Source organism: Marinobacterium iners DSM 11526, from assembly GCF_900107855.1.
GTDB classification, from domain to species: domain Bacteria; phylum Pseudomonadota; class Gammaproteobacteria; order Pseudomonadales; family Balneatricaceae; genus Marinobacterium; species Marinobacterium iners.
This window is the reverse complement of the sequence record NZ_FNRJ01000015.1, coordinates 18,877-39,115: the sequence shown is the minus strand read 5'-3', so window position 1 is coordinate 39,115 and position 20,239 is coordinate 18,877. Positions and strand designations below refer to the sequence as shown.

Sequence of the window (20,239 nt, the reverse complement as noted above, 5' to 3'; positions counted from 1 at the left end):
GAGATGGCTCTGGCAAAACGCATCATCCCCTGCCTCGACGTTGAAAACGGCCGCGTGGTGAAAGGGGTCAAGTTCCTCGACATTCGTGATGCCGGTGACCCGGTGGAAGTGGCCAAGCGCTACGATGAACAGGGCGCAGACGAGATCACCTTTCTCGACATTACCGCCACCCATGAAGGCCGCGACACCATGGTGCATACCGTGGAGAAGATGGCGTCTCAGGTGTTCATTCCTCTGACTGTCGGTGGCGGCATTCGCACCTGCGAGGATATCCGCACCATGCTCAATGCAGGTGCCGACAAGGTGTCGATCAACAGCGCGGCGGTGACCAACCCCGACTTCGTGCGTGAAGCGGCGGAAAGATTTGGCAGCCAATGTATCGTGGTGGCGATCGATGCCAAGAAGGTCAGCCAGCCGGGCGAACCCGACCGCTGGGAGATCTTCACCCACGGCGGCCGCAAGCCGACCGGACTGGATGCAGTGGAATGGGCAAGGAAAATGGTCGACTATGGTGCCGGCGAGATTCTGCTCACTTCAATGGATCAGGACGGTGTCAAGAGTGGGTATGATCTTGGCGTGACCCGTGCCATCAGCGAGGCTGTGCATGTGCCGGTCATTGCGTCGGGTGGCGTTGGCAATCTGGACCATCTGGTGGAAGGCTGCACTCTGGGCAAGGCCGATGCCGTTCTGGCGGCCTCTATCTTCCATTTCAACGAGTACACCATCCCGCAGGCGAAGGAATACATGCGCCAGCACGGGATTGAAGTGCGTCTGTAAACAGGCTAAGGCCGGCCGGGCTCAGAATTCGTAGCTGAGCTCGGCCTGGTACTTCATTTCGCGTCGGTCGGGACCGTTCAGATGGCGCTCGATCTTGAACTCGAATTCAAACCCGGGCACAGGGGCTTCGTACTCCAGCCTGACCTGCCCCAGCCAGCGTTCCTCGTCTTCCCAGCTCCACTGGTGGCTGTCCGTATCCCGTTCTGCCTTGTCTTCCCGCTGCCAGGTAGGGCCCAGAGTCAGCTCCCAGCCATCCAATGGCGGAATCCAGCTCAGCCAGAGGCTGGCCTCATACTGCAGCTCCTGTTCTGCTGCTTCGTCACGCTCACGGGCACTGTCATGCCACTGGCTGAAATATTGATGCTTTACTTCCAGCCGGGGCTGCAAAAACAGGCTGCTGACCGGCGTCATGTATTCGCCGTTCAACAGCAGTTTCGACTCATGGCCGGTACCACGACCGCTGCGCTGGTTGGCATCGGGAGCAACGCTGGTGGCCTTGTAAGAAACGTCTATAAAGCGGTCGTGGTAACCATCAAGCGTCCAGTTATAACCACCCAGGGCACGTCCGATGTCGTAACGAAAACCGGCGCCGATAACGGGAGTGGTACGCCACTCGGTTCGACTCTTGTCGTTCTTGAGTGAGCCATCTTCACGAAACTCCAGGCTCATGTCCTGTGTGCGGCGGTAGTTCATCCCCATTCGACTCTGCCACGTCCAGCGCTCACCTTGCCAAAACCCCAGTATGAGCAGGGTTTTGCTTTCCCAGCGGGTTTTGCGATTTACGTCCAGTTCATCAAAGGCACCGCTTTTCTTGTACTGGATTTCACGGGTTTCGGGGCTGCGGCTGTATTCCAGATCGGTTTTCAGCTCAATGTCCATGGCCAGTGCCGGGCTGCCAAGCAGCAGGCCGCTCAGGAGGAGGTTTCGGTGCATTGTTGTTCCAGCAGCGGTTTCAGAGATGAATAGCGCATGGGGCGATAGAGGCCAAAGCCCTGACCATAGTGGCTGCCCAATGCAGTGATGCACGCCAGTTGGGAGTCGGTTTCGATCCCCTCGGCAACGGTCTTCAGCTTCATGCTGCGCGCCAGAGTCACGATCGACTCCACCAGCGAGTGATCAGATTCGGGTCTCAGCTCACGGATAAAGCTGCGATCAATCTTGAGACCATCAATCGGCAGTTGATGCAGGTAACTCAATGAGGAGTAGCCGGTACCGAAGTCATCGATCCAGATGTTGATGCCGGCATCTTTCCACTGCGTGAGGGTATCGCGGCAGTCATCCAGATGACGAATCATGCTGGTCTCGGTCAGTTCAATGCTCAGGCAGTGCGGCGGTACGCCCCGTGTCTGGATCAGTTCAGTCAGGAATGTTCGAGTACTGGCCTGATGCAGTGCGGCACCGGAGATGTTGATCGAGATGGCGAAGCCTGGGTAAAGCGCCTGCAGCTCAAGCAGATCATGAATGGCCTGGTGAGCGACCCAACGGGTAACCGGCTCCATCAGATCCGAGTCTTCAATCAACGGGATAAAACGTGCCGGTGAAATTAACCCTTGTTCGGGGTGATTCCAGCGCAGCAGGGCTTCGGCTGCTCGAATGCGGCCGTTGCGCAGATCAATCACCGGCTGATACTCAAGATGAAACTGGGACTCTGCCAGTGCCGTGCGAACGCCCTGCAGTATTTCCAGCCGCTCGTACAGTTCCTGGTTCATCTGTGGCGAGAAGAAGGCGTACTGGTTGCGTCCGCTCTGCTTGGCCGCGTACATGGCGATATCGGCATTTTTCAGAATTTCACTGCTGCTGGCGCCGTCATCGGGATACAGAGTAATGCCGATACTGCTCGAGATGTTGAAGTAGCGTCCATCGATCAGGAATGGCTGGTCCAGGGTCGCGGCGACCTTGCCAGCCAGCTCGGCAACCTGGTCGCTGCGCTCGGGTGCGGGATAAAGCGTTACGAATTCGTCGCCGCCAAGGCGTGCCAGCAGTACTTCACCGGTTTCCGGATCGCAGACATTCAGCTCCAGCAACAAGTTGCGTAACCGCGCTGCGGCTTCGAACAGCAGCAGGTCGCCCATGTCGTGACCGGCGGTATCGTTCACTTCCTTGAAGTGATCCAGATCGATAAAGACAACACCCAGCCGTTGCCCGTTGCGCTCCGAATACTGCAGCAGCCGTTCCAGTGATTGCTGGAACCAGTGGCGGTTGGGCAGTTGTGTCAGGTTGTCCAGATAGGCCAGCTGGGTAGTTTGATGATGGCTTTGTTCCAGGCTGCGCCGCATCTGCTCCAATGCATTGCCCAACTGCCCCAGTTCATCTGTTTGTTCCAGTCTGAAGCTGATGCTTTTGTCACCTTCGCCGTAGCGCAGGCTTTTATCCGCCAACTGACGCAGCGGGCGGAACAGACGGCGACAGAACAGCCAGGTAAACAGCAGCGCAAGCAGCAACAGGATTACAGACCCCATTACCAGCTGGCCAGCCAGCTGCCGCTGCTTCTGAGCAGCCTCTGACGAGATTGCATTGCTGTGTGCGGTCAGATTCTCAAGCGCGCGGGTAAAGTCCACCGCCAGTGCCAGCTGGCCGATGGTCTGGTTGGAGACCTGTATCGGCTTGAACAGGTGCAGGGTGCTGTCCACCCAGGCTTGTTCAGCATCGCCCGGCACCTGGTCGATGCTTTCCAGTGGACGACCGTAATCGGCCACTGCTTCGGAGCCGTCGTGTACCAGTTTCAGCTCATGGTCGAACAGCAGTACGTAATCAAGTCCCGGCTGGGCCTGTACCTGCCGCAGCTGCTTGCCGATTTCGGTCAAGTCCAGATGATACAACGGGATATCCAGCTGAGCGCTGAGCGTATCGGTCAGCAGGGCAGCATCCTGTTCCAGCTGAGTTTTAAGCACCTCGGACATATGACGCTGGCCGCTTTCTGTTGTGAACTGATTAAAACGCCCGAATGCCGACAGCAGGGTCAGCATCAAAATCGTAACGAGCACACAGGCAACGAGTGCAAAACTGAGCGTCAGTCGATCAGCCAGTGAGCGCAGTGGCTTCATGGCGCTATTCCGGTAGAGAGCTGTTGCAGCAGATCCAGGTCCTGTTGGCTGGCAGGTTCAAAGCGACGGGTCTGCTCATAGCGCTGCAATAGCGAGCGGTGCGCGTCATCAAGTGTCAGCAGTTGTTGTGCCAATGCTTCGGCAGCAGCAGGGGCCAGCGCAGACGTTACCAGTTCATATGCGCGTGGATAATGTTCCGAGCGGTGGATAATTCGCATCTTTTCGGTCAAACCGGCAGGCAGGCGGCCGGCTGTTGTCCAGTCACCATCGTTCACGCTGCCTGCTGTCGTGACCCCCTTATCTACCCAAAGAATGTTGTTCTTCTCATTGCGGCTGAACAGGTAACCGACCTGATCGGCAGGAGTGGGCTGGCCGGGCTTGTCCAGCTCGACGGGCTTGAGTCCTTCCGCCTGTAACGCCATCAGGGGCAGCAGGTAGCTGCTGAAAGAGTCCCGGTGCTCCAATGCGATTGTTTTGCCTTTCAGTTGTTGCAGTGTGTTGATATCACTGTCAGCACGCACATAGATCAGGCTCTGGTAGGAACGCTGGCCCCGTTTCCATTTACGCAGCAGTGGCGTCGCCAGATCTGCCTGCACCAGGCGGGCAGCGGTCAGCGGTGTTTCAGTCACCCAGTGAACCTCGCCGGCTCTGATGGCGGCACTCAACTGTTCATAGTCCGGAAACAGGCGCACTTCACCACGGCTGAAGCCCTCTGCCTCAAGTGCTTTTGCCATGAACTGCACCATCGGTCGCAGCTGGCGAAAATCCTTCTTGGGCCGATCGCTGATTTGGGCCAGCACCAGTGTTTGTGCAGTCAGCGGCAGACTGAGCAACAGCAAAAGCAGAGTGCTGCCCAGCCGTAAGGGGAAGGTGGTCAGGTTGGAAAGAGTCATGGCTATCGCATTCAGAGGTCGGGCTTACAGACACTGATCCTACGTTACCCCGTGAATGAAAACCATATCCAGGCATACCCTGAGCTTGAGCGATGTCATTCCGATCGACGTATTCGCAGAAAACGAGCAAACCGTGGCAGCCCATGCGTGGTCAACCCGTCATAACGAAAGGTGACCTGACTGCCAATGGGAGGCGGCTCGGCCCGTTCGGTATCACTGAAGCCGGTACCGAGGCGAAAACGACGGCCATCTTCCAGCTCGACCAGCAAGGCACCCAGCATGCCTGTGTATTTGCCCTTGCCCGGCAGGTGAGCCACTACAACGGCTTCGGCATCCTGGTGCCGTTTCAGCTTGCGCAGATCAGTGCTGCGGCTGAATTGATACAAGGCACTGGCCCGGTGCAGCATCAGCCCTTCACCACCGCGGCTGACCGTCACATCCAGCAATCGTTCCAGAGCCGGCTGATCCAACCCGCTGTGCTGGCGAATTGTCACGAGGTTGTCGGCTTCAGTTGTCGAAATAAGGGCCTCAAGCCGGGTTAAGCGCTGGCGGAAATTGCCGGGCCAGTGCGGAAGATCAAACAGCATGAAGCGCACATTCTTCCAGTCATCAGCGGTTGTCTGGTGGCGATTGATCAGGGCAGCGACCTCGCTGTAACGGCCATAGTCAATCCATAACTCGCCTTCCAGTGGCGTGTTGGGCCAGTTCTGCGTAATTGTGGCGGGCGGGTTGATCGGATAGCCACTGCGGCTGTAGAGCTGACGACCATCCCAGTAGGCACGCACACCATCATATTTTTCACTGACCAGCCAGTCATGCAAGCTTTCAGGTTGCACTACGTCAGGACCAATTGAGGTGGCAAGCATGGGAGTGTGCGAAGAAGTCGGGGCTGCCTGCAGGGCGAAAGGAAGCCCAAGCAGCAACAAGGCAGAGGCGGATTTGAACATGAGTATCATCCTTGAGTCAGATTGGATCGGCTATCCGTGCCGACCAGAAACAACAAGGGCCGCCGAAGCAGCCCCTGTCCAAAACAAGTACTCGAGAGGTATCAGTTACCCAGCATGTAGTCGATGCTGGCCTGAATCTCTTCGTCGGAACAGCTAGAGCAGGTGCCGCGTGGTGGCATGGCATTGAAGCCATTAAGAGCATGCGTCAGCAGGGTTTCCATGCCCTTTTCGTCGAGGCGCAGCTGCAGCTCATTGGTGCCAAACTTGGGCGCACCCAGTACACCGGTGCCGTGACAGGCTGAACAGCTGGCCTTGTACACATCTTCACCAGAACGGCCACCGGCAGAACTGCCAGCGGCGGCAACAGCTGCAGCACCGCCACAATTCTCGTCGCCTTCAACGCAAACTGAACCGACAGGCTTGATGCGCTCGATGATTTGTTCTTCAGCAGGAGTAGCAGCCTGAACCGATACAGTCAGGGCCATGCCCAGACCAAACGCGCAGAGTGCAGATGCAGCTTTTGCAGCAAATTTATTCACAGTCACGACCTCATCACTTGGTAAGTTGGCGGGGCAGCGATGCCTGGCTGATGGTCGAAGATGCCGTAGCGGCAGGACCCGATGCAGACATGACTGCGCACACAAAAATCTGACCCGGGATTATACCGGCAAAAAAGCCCATACGGAAATTGAGTTGAAGCATTCCCGCGCCACTTTATACCTGCCTTTTAGTCGCAAGGATCACCCGGCGGGCTGCAGAGGCGTTAGAATTCACTTGGCAAACACGGTTCTGATCCGTAGTATATGGCCCGCAAACACTTCTATTACGCGCCTGTAGCTCAGCTGGATAGAGTAGCAGGTTCCGATCCTGTTGGTCGGGGGTTCGAATCCCTCCAGGCGCGCCATTTTTTCTTATTGCAACACCCTTCCAGTTTCTCTACAGCTTCAAACAGAGCCTTATCGCCTGGAGGGTGAGAACCCCCGATGGGTTCGAGCCGAGCGAAGCGAGACCGCGTTGCCGAAGGCAACGACCCGCAGGGCGAGGCGTAGCCGAGTAATCCCTCCAGGCGCGCCATTTTTTACCTTTCTTCTTTGCTCCGCTTTGTTGCCCGCTGCACCTATGTTGCTCGATTTGTTGATATGATTTCGCCCATAGCCAAATCAACCGTCAACCAAACAGGCCTTTTACCTGTTGCAAGGATCGCCGCATGCTGCCCAAAGACCCTGCTTCCATGAACACCTCCACCGCCTCGCTGGCTGGCTTGATCTGGTCGGTGGCCGATCTGCTGCGCGGTGACTTCAAGCAGTCGCAGTATGGCCGCATCATCCTGCCGTTTACCGTACTACGCCGCCTTGAGTGCGTGCTGGCGCCGACCAAGGACAAAGTGCTGGCGCTGGCCGAAAGCAGCAAAGCGATGCTGGATGACGCTCGCCATAAGGTGCTGCTCCATGCCGCCGACAAGACGTTTTACAACACCTCGAAGCTGGATTTGGCGCACCTGGGCGAAACGCATATTTTCGATAACCTGGACAGCTACGTGCGCGCCTTCTCCAAGGATGCGCGGGAGATCTTCGAGCACTTCAGTTTCGAAAGCAGCCTCGACAAACTGGATGAAGCCGACCTGCTGTACCGCGTGGTACAGGAGTTCGCCCATTTCGATCTGTCGCCGGAGGCGGTGAGCAACTACCAGATGGGGCTGGTGTTCGAAGACCTTATCCGCCGTTTTGCGGAAAGCGCCAACGATACCGCCGGTGAGCACTTTACCCCGCGTGATATCGTGCGCCTGACCACTTCGCTGGTGTTCAGCGGTGACGACGAAGCGCTGACCAGGCCGGGCATCATCAAAACGATCTACGACCCGACAGCGGGAACGGGTGGCTTCCTCTCCAGCGGCATGGAGTACCTGCTGGAGCTGAACGAACGCGCCAGCCTGAAGACCTTCGGCCAGGAACTGAACCCCGAGTCCTACGCCATCTGCAAGGCGGATATGCTGATCAAGGGGCAGCATATCGACAACATCAAGCTGGGCAACACGCTTTCCAACGACCAGCTGCGCGGCAACACCTTCGATTACTGCCTCTCCAACCCGCCGTTCGGCGTGGACTGGAAGAAGGTAGAAAAGGTGATCAAGGACGAGAACAAGCTGCAGGGCTTCAATGGCCGTTTCGGCCCCGGTCTGCCGCGAGTATCCGATGGCTCGCTGCTGTTCCTGCTGCATCTGATCAGCAAAATGGCACCCAAAACCGAGACCAACCCCGGTGGCCGCATCGGCATCATCCTCAACGGCTCACCGCTGTTTACCGGCGGTGCGGGCAGTGGAGAGAGCGAGATCCGCCGCTATGTGCTGGAGCATGACCTGCTCGACGCCATCGTCGCCCTGCCCACGGATATGTTCTACAACACCGGCATCGCCACCTATATCTGGGTGCTGTCCAATCACAAGCCGGTGGAGCGCAAGGGCAAGGTGCTGCTGATCAACGCCACCGATCTGCACAGCCCCATGCGCAAGTCGCTGGGTTCCAAGCGCAAGCAGCTCAACGACGAAGCGCTGGAAAAGATCGTCGGCCTCTACAGCCGTTACGACAGCGCCGAGTTGGAAGCCTCCGGCATCGCCAAGGTGTTCAACACCACCGACTTCGGTTACCGCCGCATCACCGTCGAGCGACCGCTGAAACTGGCGTTCTACCCGAAAGATGCCGAGCGCATCGCCGCCCTGCAGGCCGACAAGGCCTGGGAGAAGCTGGACGGCAACCTGCAGAGTGCGATTCTGGACGCCCTGAGCCGATTCGATCAGGACCGGCTGCTGTCACGCACCCAGTTCAAGAAGCAGCTCACTGCGTTGCTGGGTGAGATCAAACTGCCCACACCCGCGTTCAAGCTGCTGTGCAAGCAGATCGGCGAACAGGACGACGAAGCGGAAGTTTGTAAATCCAAAGGCCAGCCGGAAGCTAACCCGGACCTGCGCGACAACGAAAACGTACCGCTGGGCGAAGATATTCATGATTACTTTGCCCGCGAAGTGCTGCCCCACGTGCCGGATGCCTGGATCGACGAGAGCAAATGCGACGAGCAGGATGGCCAGGTGGGCATTGTCGGCTATGAGATCCCGTTCAACCGCCACTTCTACCAGTACCAGCCACCGCGCTCACTGGAAGAGATCGACGCCGATCTGGACAAGGTCAGCCGCGAGATCATGGAACTGCTGGCGGAGGTGCATAGCTGATGGCGGCGAAGTATCAGGCGTATCCTGAATATAAAAACTCCAGCTACTCTTGGTTAGGCTTGATTCCTTCTAGCTGGATCATATCGAAAGTACGCTACTTGACGGAGTGTTTGGACGGTAAACGCATACCGCTGAATGCAACAGAGCGCGGTGAAATGCCCGGCCCATATCCATACTGGGGGGCCAACGGTGTTGTTGACCACGTTGGAGAATGGTTATTCGATGAAGATTTAGTACTCATCGGGGAGGATGGCGCTCCTTTTTTCGAATCAAACAAGGACGTTGCCTTCAATGTTTCAGGGAAAGTTTGGGTTAATAACCATGCCCACATTCTGCGCCCAAATAGCCACAAGATATGTTCTATCTTTTTGAAGTACGCTCTAAATCGTGTTGATTTCCATTTGTATATAAACGGAAGTACCAGAGACAAACTTACCCAGGCGGATATGAATGCTATTGCACTTCGACTGCCTCCACTCGAAGAACAGCACACCATCGCCGCCTTCCTCGACCACGAAACCGCCCGTATCGATCGGCTGATCGAAAAACAGCAGCGGCTGATCGAGTTGCTGAAGGAAAAGCGGCAGGCGGTGATCTCCCATGCCGTCACCAAGGGCCTTGATCCCAATGTGCCGATGAAAGATTCCGGCGTAGAGTGGTTGGGGCAGGTGCCAGCGCATTGGGTCATTCGCAGACTTAAGCACATCGCACAACTTCAGTCTGGCATCCCGAAAGGAAAAGACCTTTCAGGTAAGCAGACAATTAGTGTGCCGATGCTTCGTGTGGCCAATGTTCAGGACGGCTACGTGAAGCTTGATGACGTTCATCAAATTGAAATTGAACCACATGAATTGATGCGGTACACGCTCCAGTCTGGTGACGTATTAATGAATGAAGGAGGAGATAACGACAAGCTCGGGCGTGGAGCTGTATGGCATGGTCAGCTAGAGCCGTGCATCCATCAGAATCATGTATTCGCAATTCGTGTGTCGGATATTGAACCTGAGTGGCTCAGTCTTGTTACCGGTTCAAAATATGCTAAATATCATTTTTATTGTGTGGCAAAGCAGAGTACCAATCTTGCGTCCATTTCCTCAAGCAACATCAAGGAGACGCCCTTGGTAATACCTCCTAAGATCGAGCGGCAACAGATCATGAAGTATCTCGTCAATATGACCTCAAAGCTTGATCAAGTAAGCGAGTTTGCCTCAAGACAGATCGCTCTACTCCAAGAGCGCCGCACGGCCCTGATCTCCGCCGCCGTCACCGGCAAGATCGACGTACGCAACTGGCAACTAAACACCAGCACCCAAGCCGCCGAATCCGATCTGCCTATGGCTGCAGAGCAAGCGGCAGAATATCGAGTATAGGAGTCACCATGACGCAAGGACGCAGTATTCGCCTGTTTCTGGTCGATGGCAGCCCCAACGGGTTGCTGACCGCCGAGATCATGAACTGGACGGGTCATGCTCTGACCGGGCCGCGTTCCCGCCTGTCGGAGCTGGTGAAGCGCCCCGAATGCAGCCGTACCGGCATCTACTTTCTGGTGGGGCCTGACCCGGACAACACCGCACGACCACTGGTCTATATCGGCGAGTCCGACGATGTAGCCAAGCGCCTGAAGCAGCACAACCAGCCGGAAGAGAAAGGCGGCAAGGACTTCTGGGAGCGGGTCTGCCTGATCACGAGCAAGGATCAGAACCTGACCAAGGCCCATGTGAAGTATCTGGAAAGCCAGTCGATCGCCCTTACTACCGCTGCAGGCCGCTGCGGCCTGAAAAACGGCACTGCCCACGAGTACATTAACCTGCCGGAAGCCGATCAGGCCGACATGGCGTTCTTCATCGAACAGATCCGCACCATCCTGCCGGTGTTAGGGTTCGACTTCCTGCGTGAGGCCGCCACCAAGCCAGTCCACGCTGATAGCAGCGCCAACACCACGCTGCCCTCCCCTACCTTCGAGCTGACACTACCCCGCCACAATATCACCGCAAAGGCTCAGGAAGTGGATAGTGACTTCATTGTACTGGCTGGCTCTCAGGCTCGTACTGAATGGGTAGGCACCGACGGAGGCTACAAGGGGCTGTATGATCAATTGATCACCGATGGTGTACTGGTCGAAGGTGAGGGTAAATTTTGTACCTTCACCAAGGATCATGCCTTTTCCAGCCCCAGCGCTGCCGCTGCTGTGGTTTCCGGTCGCAGTGCCAACGGTCGTATCAGCTGGTTTGTTGAAGGCAGCAAGACAACTTATGGTGAGTGGCAAGCACAACAGGTTGAATGCGAAACCATTGAAGCAGCTGAAGATATAGCTCAGTAGATCCGCTTTGGAGCAGGACAAGCTGGCACTTTTGCGACGTGAATGACTATAATGTTACCTAAGTGGTAACGCATCAAAGCGCGACGGATGGCGATTAAAAGCTTCAGGCACAAGGGACTGGAAGATTTCTTCTATGACGGCACCAGCAAGGGTATTAACCCGAAGCATGCCAACAAGCTGGAAACCCGCCTTGATCGTTTGGATGCCGCCACCTCCCCGGAGGATATGAATCTGCCGGGTTATCGCCTGCATCCCCTGAAAGGCAAGATGCAGGGGCGGTACGCGATTGATGTGTCGGGCGCCTGGCGCCTTACCTTTGAGTTTGATGATGGCGATGCCATTGTCGTGGACTATGAACAATACCACTGAGAGGTGCACCATGACGCGCATTCGTACCCGCAAACCGGTTCATCCCGGTGTAGTGTTCAAGGCTGACGTACTCGACCCGCTGGGCCTGAGCGTAACGGCTGCGGCCAAGGCGATGGGAGTCTCCCGCAAGCACCTTTCGCTGTTCGTAAATGGCCATGCAGCCTGCAGCAAGGAGCTGGCGCTGCGTATCGCCAAGGCCACCGGCACCTCGGTGGCCAGTTGGCTCACCATGCAGACCCGCTATGATGTCTGGGAGGTAGAGCATGCCGATAACAGCTATCTGGCATCAGTCCAGTCGCTGGCCGAGGTAGCGCACGCATAACCCGCATCACCAACAACCGATACATGGAAGAGGAACCGTCATGGCTGACAGCCGCGAACTGGCATTTCAGAACGACATCATCGCCGCCCTGCAGGCACAGGGCTGGCAGGTGGGGCAGTCGAGCCAGTATGACCGCAAACGCGCCCTCTACCCGGACGACCTGATCGCCTATGTGCAGGAGACCCAGCCCGATGCCTGGGCCAAGTTCTGCAAGATCTATGGCCGCGAACCGGAGCATCACCTGCTCAATGCTGCCGAGCGCAGTCTGAGCCGCAAGGGCACCCTCTGGCTGCTGCGTAATCAGATCGAAGATCGCGGCGTGCGCCTCAAAGTCGCCACCTTCAAGCCGGACAACAGCCTCAACCCCGAGCTGGAGCTGCGCTATGCCGCCAACCGCCTGCGAGTGGTGCCTGAGCTAATCTACAGTCCCCACGGCTATGACGGCCGTATCGATCTGACTCTGTTCGTCAACGGCCTGCCTGTAGCTACGCTGGAGCTGAAATCCTGCTTCAAGCAGAGCCTTGAAAACGCCAAGAAGCAGTACCGCTATGATCGCAAGCCGAAAACCAACGGCAAGGACGAGCCGCTGCTGAAGTTCAAGCGCGGGGCGCTGGTGCATTTTGCGGTGAATCAGTTTGAGGTGGCGATGACTACCAAACTGGCCGGCAAGGATACCTTCTTCCTGCCGTTCAACCGGGGCACGGCGGCGGGTGGCGCCGGTAACGATCAGCCTACTGATGGCTATGCCACCGAGTACCTTTGGAACGAGGTGTTCCAGCCCGATAACTGGCTCAAGCTGCTGCACCGCTTCGTGCATCTGGAGTCGAAAGAGGTCTTCGACGAGCTGGGCCATATCCACACTAAAGAGACCATGATCTTTCCGCGTTATCACCAGTGGGCGGTGGTGCAAAAACTGCTCAACACCGTGCGCGTGGAAGGCACCGGCCAGAAGTACCTGATTCAGCACTCGGCAGGTTCCGGCAAGTCCAACTCCATCGCCTGGCTGGCGCATCAGGCCTCCAGCCTGTGCAACGCCGAGGGCGACAAGGTGTTCAACTCGGTGATCGTGATTACCGACCGCACCGTGCTGGACAGCCAGTTGCAGGAGACTATCTCCCAGTTCGAGCACAAGTCCGGCGTTGTCAGCCGCATCAACCGCGAAGAAGGCGACGGCAGCAAGTCGGCCCAGCTGGCTGATGCCCTGAGCCGGGGCACGCCGATTATCATCGTCACCATCCAGACCTTCCCCCATGTGCTCAAGGCGATACAGGAAAGCACCGGCCTGCAGGATCGCACCTTTGCCGTCATTGCCGACGAAGCCCACTCCAGCCAGACCGGCAGCACTGCGCGCCAGCTGCGTGAGGTGTTGATGGCGGAGCAGCTGAAGGACGAGGATGAACTGTCTGCCGAGGACGTGATGAACGCCACCTTGGCAGCCCGTGGCGGTTCTGACAAGATCAGCTATTTCGCCTTTACCGCCACGCCCAAGGCCAAGACGCTGGAGCTGTTCGGGCGCTCCGACGACCCGAGCATGCCGATCAGCGACGACAACCCGCCCCATCCCTTCCATGTGTACTCCATGCGCCAGGCGATTGAAGAAGGCTTTATCCTCGATGTGCTGCGCAACTACACCAGTTACGCGCTGGCCTACAAGCTGGCGATGCAGCAGGAAGCCGATCAGGAGGTGGACAGCAAGAAGGCCAAAACCCGTCTGTCGCGCTGGGTGCGCCTGCATCCCCACAATATCGGCCAGAAGGTACAGGTGATCATTGAGCATTTCCGTGAGAATGTGATGCACCTGCTGGCTGGCGAAGCCAAGGCGATGGTGGTCACCGGCAGCCGTATGGAAGCGGTGCGCTACAAGCTGGCGTTCGACAAGTACGTCAGAGAGCAGGGCTACGAGCGCATTCAGGCTATGGTGGCCTTCTCCGGTGAGGTCAACGATCTGGAAAGCGGCCCTGATCCCTTCACCGAGCGCAACATGAACCCCGGCCTCAAGGGGCGTGATATGCGCAAGGCGTTCGATACCGACGACTATCAGGTGATGCTGGTGGCGAACAAGTTCCAAACTGGTTTCGACCAGCCCAAACTCTGCGCCATGTACGTGGACAAGAAACTGACCGGCGTCGACTGTATCCAGACTCTGTCGCGGCTCAACCGCACCTATCCGGGCAAGGACACCACCTATGTGCTGGACTTCACCAACGACCCGCAGGAGGTGCTGGCCGAGTTCCAGAAGTATTTTGAAACCGCCCAGCTCGACCAGACCTCGGACCCGAACCTGGTATACGATCTGCAGCACAAGCTTCTGGAAAACAGCATCCTCCAGTGGCATGAGGTGGAAGCATTTGCCGACGCCTACTTCGACCCCAAGCGGGGCGCCGAGGCGCTGACCGGCTACATCAAACCTGCCGTGGATCGGTTTATCCAGCGCTACCGCCACGCCAACGAAGTGCTGCGCGATGCCCGTATCCAGCTCAAGCGTTTGATCGAATCCGGCAGCGACAGCGAACGTGCCAATGCCGAACGCTCAGTGAAAGCCGCAGAGGAAACCCGCGACAGCCTGGATCTGTTCAAGAAAGACGTGAACAGCTATATCCGCTTTTACGAGTTCATCAGCCAGATCACCCCATTTGAAGACCCGGCACTGGAGCAGCTCAACGTCTACAGCCGCCACCTGCTGCCGCTGCTGCGTCAGGAAGTGATCGAAGAGGACGAAATCGATCTCACCGCCGTGGCATTGAGCCATTACAACCTGAAGCAGAAACGCACTCAGGACCTCAAGCTAAAGGACGGCGAGGGCCAATACATCACCGGCACCACCGCCGTGGGCACGGGTAAGCCGAAGGAGGGCGAGTACGATCTGCTGTCACACATCGTCGAGAAGATGAACGAGCTGTTTGGCACCGAAACCACCGATGGCGATAAACTCGACTTCGTGCAAGGGCTGGCCAGCAAGCTGACCGAGAACGAAAGCGTGATGGACCAGATTCGCCACAACACCGACGCTGCGGTCATGAATGGCGACTTCCCCAAAGCGATGGATGACGCCGTGATCGCCCGCATGGACACACAGCAGGGCATTGCGATGAAGTATCTGTCCGAACCGCAGATCACCAAAGAGCTGCAGGGGCTGATGCTGGCGTGGTTAAGGCAGCAGGTGCTGGGTGAGCAGAATAAGAGAATGTAGTGGTAGCACCTTTGTGCAAGGGGTGCTTGCACAAAGGTGCGAAAACTCAACGTCCCCCAATCATCCGCCCGATACCGCCCAGCACCGAGCCTTCGCCCTGGTCCTTGCCGCCGTTGGATGGGGCGTGGGCCAGAATACGGTCTGCCATGCGTGAGAACGGCAGGCTTTGCAGCCAGACAGTGCCGGTGCCTTTGAGCGTGGCCAGAAACAATCCCTCACCGCCAAACACCATCGATTTCAGGTTGCCGGCGCGCTGGATGTCGTAGTCGATCCCTTCGGTGAAGCCGACCAGACAACCGGTATCCACGCGCAGGGTTTCGCCGTTCAGTTTCTTTTCCACCACGGTGCCGCCAGCTTGAATGAAGGCCATGCCATCGCCTTCCAGCTTCTGCAGGATAAAACCTTCACCACCGAAAAAGCCGGCGCCGATGCGACGGTTGAAGGTTATGCTGATGCGGGTGCCCAGCGCGGCACAGAGGAAGGCATCCTTCTGGCAGATCACCTTTTCGCCCAGCTGTGCCATGTTAAGAGGCACGATGTTGCCCGGATAGGGCGCGGCAAAGGCTACCCGGCGTTTGTGGCTGCCTCGGTTGCTGAAGTGAGTGGTGAAGATCGATTCGCCGGTGAACACGCGCTTGCCGGCGGAAAACAGCTTGCCCATCAGACCCTCGTCGGGATTGGAACCATCACCCATTTTGGTTTCAAAAGCGATGTCCTCTTCCATATAGGTCATGGCACCAGCTTCGGCGATGACGGCCTCGCCCGGGTCCAATTCTACTTCAACCAGCTGCATCTCCGAGCCGATCAGCTCGTAATCCACTTCATGGCAACGCATGGCACTCTCTCCTGTCGATTTGCTCCGTGTTGTTGTGAATGAGTATAACGGAAAGCACCCTGCTGCCGCTCGTCGCGCAATATGAAGGTCAAGTTCCGAAACCTCAAGCCATATGGGCTATGATGCCGAATACCGGGTTCAGGTTAGTGGAGAGGGTGATGTACAGGGCAAATGAAATTGAATACCTGCCGCGAAGCCTGCGTCATTTGTACTGGCTCTGTCAGGCGCCATCACTGATGAGGCATGAGCGGGTATTTGACCTGACAGCAGCGCTGCCACAGGACTACAGGCTGCGGATTGATCGTCTGGCACATTGTCCCGATGTGCTGCAGCAACTGAATATGGCGGCAGAGCTGCGCCTTGGCCTGTACTTTGAGCAGCTGTATGCCTGCCTGATGACCCACGTACTGGGTTGGGAACTGCTGGGGCACAACCTTCAGGTGCGTGAGCAGGGTCGTACACTGGGCGAGTTGGACTTTCTGCTGCGCAACCCGCTCAGCGGTGAAGTTGAGCATCACGAAATCGCGGTGAAATTCTATCTGGCGGCCGGTGCTGATGACTCGCACTGGTACGGCCCCAACAGCCGTGACCGGCTGGATCTGAAAACCGAGCGCTTGCTTGGTCATCAGGTAAAGATGGCTGAACAGCCCGCCAGCCGGGCTATGCTGGCTGAAAAAGGGCTGCCGCAGTCGGCTCGATCACATGTGTTGATGCCGGGATATCTGTTTTATCCAGCCGGGCAGAGTGCGCTGCCGTTGCCGCCCAATGTGTCGGAGAACCACTTGCGTGGCGACTGGCTGCGAGCATCGCAGGTAAGTGAATTACGGCTGGAAACCAGTGTGCAACTGAACAAGCCTGACTGGCTGGGGCCCTGGCACCAGACATGTCACCCGGATGGAATGCTGGCGCATGCGCAGGCCTCTCGAATTGCCGCCGGAGGCCCACCAAAGCTGTTTGCACAGTTGGGGCAGGATGGAAATAGCGGTGTATGGCACGAGACAAAGCGTTTTTTTCTGGTGCCGGATGAATGGCCTTATACCAGCATGGAGAAAGCTTAGTACCAGTGGTTCTGTCAGCAGCATTGAACCCGCTTCTGCTTGTGGGTACCTTAGGCGTTTAGCTTTCAATTGACGAACCCGACGTGTTTCAGACCCGCACTGACCATTTTGATTCTCATCGCCCTCAGGTCCTTGTGGTTCTGATGCTGATGGCTGTTCTGGTGCTGCAGCTGTTCAGTCTGGTTCAGGCGTCCCTCCCCGCTGAACATCATGCCGTCAGTAGTCACTGCATGGCTCAGATGAACACTGCGCATCAACCTTCGGGTAGCAGCTGTCATCTGGAGCAGCCTCATGAAGCGGCCTGTTGCGACAGTTTTCAAGCTGACTGCGCCGATCATTGTGCTCAGGGCAGTGCACTGGTACTAAACAGCCAAATGGTGCTGTTGCGACCGACTGCAGTGCACCGCCCTATCGATCTGTTACAGCTACCGGATGCACCGGTTTTCTCCCGCTATGAGCCACCCAGACCCCGCACATTGGTCTGAAGTGTGTTCAGGGAGCCTGGCTCCCTCCCCTTGAAACAGCATTGTGCGGCCTGATCGTTCGCACAGAGGAGAAATTCCATGTCCCTTTATCGTACTGGCCTTGTGGCCCTTTCGTTAGTTGTATCTACCGCTGTGCTGAGTGCCTGCAGCGATTCTCAGGCAACTTCAGAAGCACCGAAGCCGGCAACACAGACAACGGCCCAGCAAGCCAGCGTTGATGCCATGAATCTGCGTGTCTACAAGAGCCCTACCTGTGGCTGCTGTGTGGACTGGATTGACCATGTCGAAGATGCAGGCTTCCATTCGGTGACCCATCACCCTGATAACCTGACCCAACTGAAGCTGGAAATGGGTTTGCAGGGGCAGTATCACTCCTGTCACACCGCTGTATCCGAACAAGGCTATCTGTTTGAAGGCCATGTGCCGGCGAAGCTGATGCAAGGCTTTCTGGAGCAGCCGCCCGCCGATGCCCTGGGGCTGGCGGTACCGGGCATGCCGATGGGCAGTCCAGGTATGGAGGTTGATGATCGCTTCAGCCCGTATCAGGTGCTGCTGGTGAAGAAAGATGGCAGCTACGAGGTTTACGCAACCATCGAAGAGCAAGCTGATCAGTACTGATCCAATACAATGTAACCTTGTAAGGCTCTGTTCTCGGCGAGGGTGAGTGGCTATACTCTAACCCTCGTTTGAAAACAAGCAGAAACAGACCAACAAGGAGTCAACAGTGGCGTCGACCGGCTCTCAAATCATGGCAGATGAACAGCAGCTCCAGGTATTAATGGCGCGACAGCCGATTTATACCAAGAGCCAGGATGTGGTCGCCTTTGAGTTGCTGTTCCGTGATACGGATGGCAATTTCGTTGAAGGTCTGAAGGATGAAGATGCCACGCTCGGTGTGTTGCTGGGTACTTACTCCAGTATCACCAAGGGCGGTGCGGTTCAGTCACTGCCCTGTTTCCTCAAGGTGACGGACAGCTTCCTGCTCAATAATGATGTGCCCGAATTGCCGAAGCAGAATTTTGTGCTGGAAATTCTGGGCCACTCGGACGTAACGCCCGAGTTCATTGCTCGAGTGAAGGGACTGGCGCAGCAGGGCTACCGACTGGCTTTGGCGGATTACGACCCGCGAGACCCCAAGTTCGAGCCACTGTTGAACATCGTTCATGTACTGAAGCTGGATATTCAGCTGCTGGGGCTGGATAACATTCCTGCGTTGTTGCAGCGCCTGCGAACCTATCAGCTTGAGCTGCTGGCCGACAAGGTGGAAACTCAGGAAGAGTTTCGTCGCTGTCTGGAGATGGGTTTTGCTCTCTATATGGGCTATTTCCTCAGCAAGCCCGAGGCGGTCAAAGGCAAGAAAATTACCGGTAACAAGGTGGTTCTGCTGGAGTTGCTCACCGAAATGCAGCGTCCCAGCGCCACGGCACAGTCCATTGAACAGATTGCCCTGCATGATCCGGCGCTGACCTATCGGATTCTGAGGGTGGTCAACTCCGCTGCCTTCAATCTCAAACGTGAAATCAGCTCGCTCTCCCACGCCATCTCCCTGCTCGGTATCGATCAGATCAAACGCTGGGTGATGCTGTTCCTGACCAGCACCGATAAAACCAAGCCGGACGAGCTGACGCGCAACATGCTGGTGCGTGGCCGTTTTTGCGAGCTGCTGGCCGAGATGCTGGGGCGAAATGAGCCGATCAACCATTTCATCGTAGGCCTGCTGTCACAGCTGGATGTATTGCTGGACATGGAAATGGAAGATCTTCTGTCTCAGGTCCCCCTGCAGCAGGATATGAAAGATGCTCTGGTTGGCCGCAGAGGCTCATGCGGTGAGCTGCTGCAGCAGGTTGAACATTATGAAAGGGGTGAGTTTGAGCAGCTCAGCCGGGAGTTGGACAAGCCCTTCTATGAGGTGGCCTATCGCCACAGCCTGAACTGGGCACAGCAGGTGATGCTGGCCATGCAGCAGGCGTGATCGGCTGGTTACCGCCTGAACTGGTGGCGATGGATGCTGTTTGGCTGATCCTGACCGCTGGCTTTACCTCCCTTATGACCGCGACCCTTGGTATTGGTGGCGGTGTTTTGCTGCTGGTTGCGATGGCACAGATTGTACCGATCGCCGCACTGATCCCCGTGCATGGCCTGGTTCAGCTTGGCTCCAATGGCAACCGTGCCCTGATGACCCGTCAGCATATTGATTGGCCTCTGTGTGGCCGATTTCTGCTCGGTGCTCTGATTGGCGCAGGGCTCGCATCACTGGTTGTGGTACAGCTGCCGTTGCAGGTGATTCAGCTGGCAGTGGCCGGTTTCATTCTGTGGATGGTGTGGGGGCCAAAGCCGGCTATGCGCACATTGACACCCTTGCGCACCCTGCTGGCCGGTTCATTAACCACTTTTGTCTCCATGTTCGTCGGGGCCAGCGGTCCACTGGTCGCTGCGTTCGTGCACCGTCACAGCCATGACAAGATGCAGACCGTTGCCACCTTTGCCGCGGCGATGACTGGTCAGCACCTGCTCAAGGGTGTGGTGTTCTCCTTTATTGGCTTTTCCTTTATCGATTGGTTGCCACTGATCGGTCTGATGATTCTCAGTGGTATGCTGGGCACCTGGATCGGGCTTAACCTGCTGCAGAAAGTCAGCTCGGTCTGGTTCAACCGCCTGTTCCGCATCATCGTCACTGTGTTGGCATTGCGTCTGCTGTGGCAGGCACTGCAACCCCTTATCTAAACGAACTGGCATCCCCTTTCGGCCTGACCGATACTGAAACCGTGCAACGGAA

General features: G+C 56.9%; 18 protein-coding genes, 1 tRNA gene and 1 other RNA gene. 14 read left to right on the top strand and 6 right to left on the bottom strand.

The window, feature by feature from the left end:
- Positions 1–3: 3 nt before the first annotated feature.
- Entirely contained in the window at positions 4–777 is a 774-nt protein-coding gene (gene hisF, locus BLV48_RS14385) for an imidazole glycerol phosphate synthase subunit HisF (RefSeq protein WP_091827487.1), read from the top strand.
- Between the two features lie 21 nt (positions 778–798).
- On the opposite strand, the gene BLV48_RS14380 is transcribed toward hisF, so the two are convergent.
- The 5 genes from BLV48_RS14380 to BLV48_RS14360 all read right to left on the bottom strand — a co-directional run bounded on the left by BLV48_RS14380 (position 799) and on the right by BLV48_RS14360 (position 6,200).
- Positions 799–1,710, bottom strand: coding sequence for a hypothetical protein (locus BLV48_RS14380; RefSeq protein ID WP_091827486.1), 912 nt, complete (start codon positions 1,708–1,710; stop codon positions 799–801).
- Positions 1,689–3,821 carry a putative bifunctional diguanylate cyclase/phosphodiesterase gene (locus tag BLV48_RS14375; RefSeq protein WP_091827485.1) on the bottom strand — a complete coding sequence of 711 codons (2,133 nt, stop codon included), beginning with the start codon at positions 3,819–3,821 and terminating at the stop codon, positions 1,689–1,691. The genes BLV48_RS14380 and BLV48_RS14375 overlap by 22 nt, the downstream gene beginning before the upstream one ends.
- Positions 3,818–4,714 carry a phosphate/phosphite/phosphonate ABC transporter substrate-binding protein gene (locus BLV48_RS14370; protein WP_091827484.1) on the bottom strand — a complete coding sequence of 299 codons (897 nt, stop codon included), beginning with the start codon at positions 4,712–4,714 and terminating at the stop codon, positions 3,818–3,820. The genes BLV48_RS14375 and BLV48_RS14370 overlap by 4 nt, the downstream gene beginning before the upstream one ends.
- Before the next feature lie 95 nt (positions 4,715–4,809).
- Positions 4,810–5,661 (bottom strand): DNA ligase, encoded by an 852-nt coding sequence (locus BLV48_RS14365; RefSeq protein WP_091827483.1) that lies wholly within the window; start codon positions 5,659–5,661, stop codon positions 4,810–4,812.
- 101 nt (positions 5,662–5,762) lie between these two features.
- Complete coding sequence (locus BLV48_RS14360; RefSeq protein WP_091827546.1) at positions 5,763–6,200, bottom strand: c-type cytochrome; 438 nt, start codon at positions 6,198–6,200, stop codon at positions 5,763–5,765.
- Positions 6,201–6,488: 288 nt separating this feature from the next.
- On the opposite strand from BLV48_RS14360, the gene BLV48_RS14355 reads away from it, so the two are divergent.
- The 8 genes from BLV48_RS14355 to BLV48_RS14320 all read left to right on the top strand — a co-directional run bounded on the left by BLV48_RS14355 (position 6,489) and on the right by BLV48_RS14320 (position 15,085).
- Positions 6,489–6,565 (top strand) — tRNA-Arg (locus tag BLV48_RS14355).
- A gap of 46 nt (positions 6,566–6,611) precedes the next feature.
- A non-coding RNA gene (locus BLV48_RS14350) (RtT sRNA) lies at positions 6,612–6,735 on the top strand.
- A 133-nt stretch (positions 6,736–6,868) separates the two neighbouring features.
- Entirely contained in the window at positions 6,869–8,884 is a 2,016-nt protein-coding gene (locus BLV48_RS14345; protein WP_254775053.1) for a type I restriction-modification system subunit M, read from the top strand.
- The gene (locus BLV48_RS14340) at positions 8,884–10,254 is read left to right on the top strand and encodes a restriction endonuclease subunit S (RefSeq protein ID WP_091827482.1); all 1,371 of its coding nucleotides are present in this window, start codon (positions 8,884–8,886) and stop codon (positions 10,252–10,254) included. Before BLV48_RS14345 ends, BLV48_RS14340 begins: the two co-directional genes overlap by 1 nt.
- A gap of 8 nt (positions 10,255–10,262) precedes the next feature.
- A complete protein-coding gene (locus tag BLV48_RS14335) occupies positions 10,263–11,204 on the top strand; it encodes a GIY-YIG nuclease family protein (protein WP_091827481.1) in 942 nt (313 codons plus the stop codon).
- An 87-nt stretch (positions 11,205–11,291) separates the two neighbouring features.
- Positions 11,292–11,573, top strand: a complete 282-nt coding sequence (locus BLV48_RS14330) for a type II toxin-antitoxin system RelE/ParE family toxin (RefSeq protein ID WP_091827480.1) — start codon at positions 11,292–11,294, stop codon at positions 11,571–11,573.
- A gap of 10 nt (positions 11,574–11,583) precedes the next feature.
- Entirely contained in the window at positions 11,584–11,895 is a 312-nt protein-coding gene (locus tag BLV48_RS14325) for a HigA family addiction module antitoxin (protein ID WP_091827479.1), read from the top strand.
- Between the two features lie 40 nt (positions 11,896–11,935).
- Positions 11,936–15,085, top strand: coding sequence for a type I restriction endonuclease subunit R (locus tag BLV48_RS14320; RefSeq protein ID WP_091827478.1), 3,150 nt, complete (start codon positions 11,936–11,938; stop codon positions 15,083–15,085).
- A 46-nt stretch (positions 15,086–15,131) separates the two neighbouring features.
- On the opposite strand, the gene BLV48_RS14315 is transcribed toward BLV48_RS14320, so the two are convergent.
- Positions 15,132–15,920 (bottom strand): TIGR00266 family protein, encoded by a 789-nt coding sequence (locus BLV48_RS14315; protein WP_091827477.1) that lies wholly within the window; start codon positions 15,918–15,920, stop codon positions 15,132–15,134.
- A gap of 158 nt (positions 15,921–16,078) precedes the next feature.
- Between BLV48_RS14315 and BLV48_RS14310 the strand changes: the two genes are divergently transcribed.
- From BLV48_RS14310 to BLV48_RS14290, 5 genes are all read left to right on the top strand, one after another.
- Entirely contained in the window at positions 16,079–16,978 is a 900-nt protein-coding gene (locus BLV48_RS14310; RefSeq protein WP_175527688.1) for a DUF1853 family protein, read from the top strand.
- Between the two features lie 143 nt (positions 16,979–17,121).
- Complete coding sequence (locus BLV48_RS14305) at positions 17,122–17,463, top strand: hypothetical protein (protein ID WP_139253932.1); 342 nt, start codon at positions 17,122–17,124, stop codon at positions 17,461–17,463.
- A 78-nt stretch (positions 17,464–17,541) separates the two neighbouring features.
- Complete coding sequence (locus tag BLV48_RS14300) at positions 17,542–18,081, top strand: DUF411 domain-containing protein (protein ID WP_091827474.1); 540 nt, start codon at positions 17,542–17,544, stop codon at positions 18,079–18,081.
- Between the two features lie 106 nt (positions 18,082–18,187).
- Entirely contained in the window at positions 18,188–19,435 is a 1,248-nt protein-coding gene (locus BLV48_RS14295; protein WP_254775052.1) for an EAL and HDOD domain-containing protein, read from the top strand.
- Positions 19,432–20,187, top strand: coding sequence for a sulfite exporter TauE/SafE family protein (locus tag BLV48_RS14290; protein WP_309546612.1), 756 nt, complete (start codon positions 19,432–19,434; stop codon positions 20,185–20,187). The genes BLV48_RS14295 and BLV48_RS14290 overlap by 4 nt, the downstream gene beginning before the upstream one ends.
- The last annotated feature ends 52 nt before the right edge of the window (positions 20,188–20,239 follow it).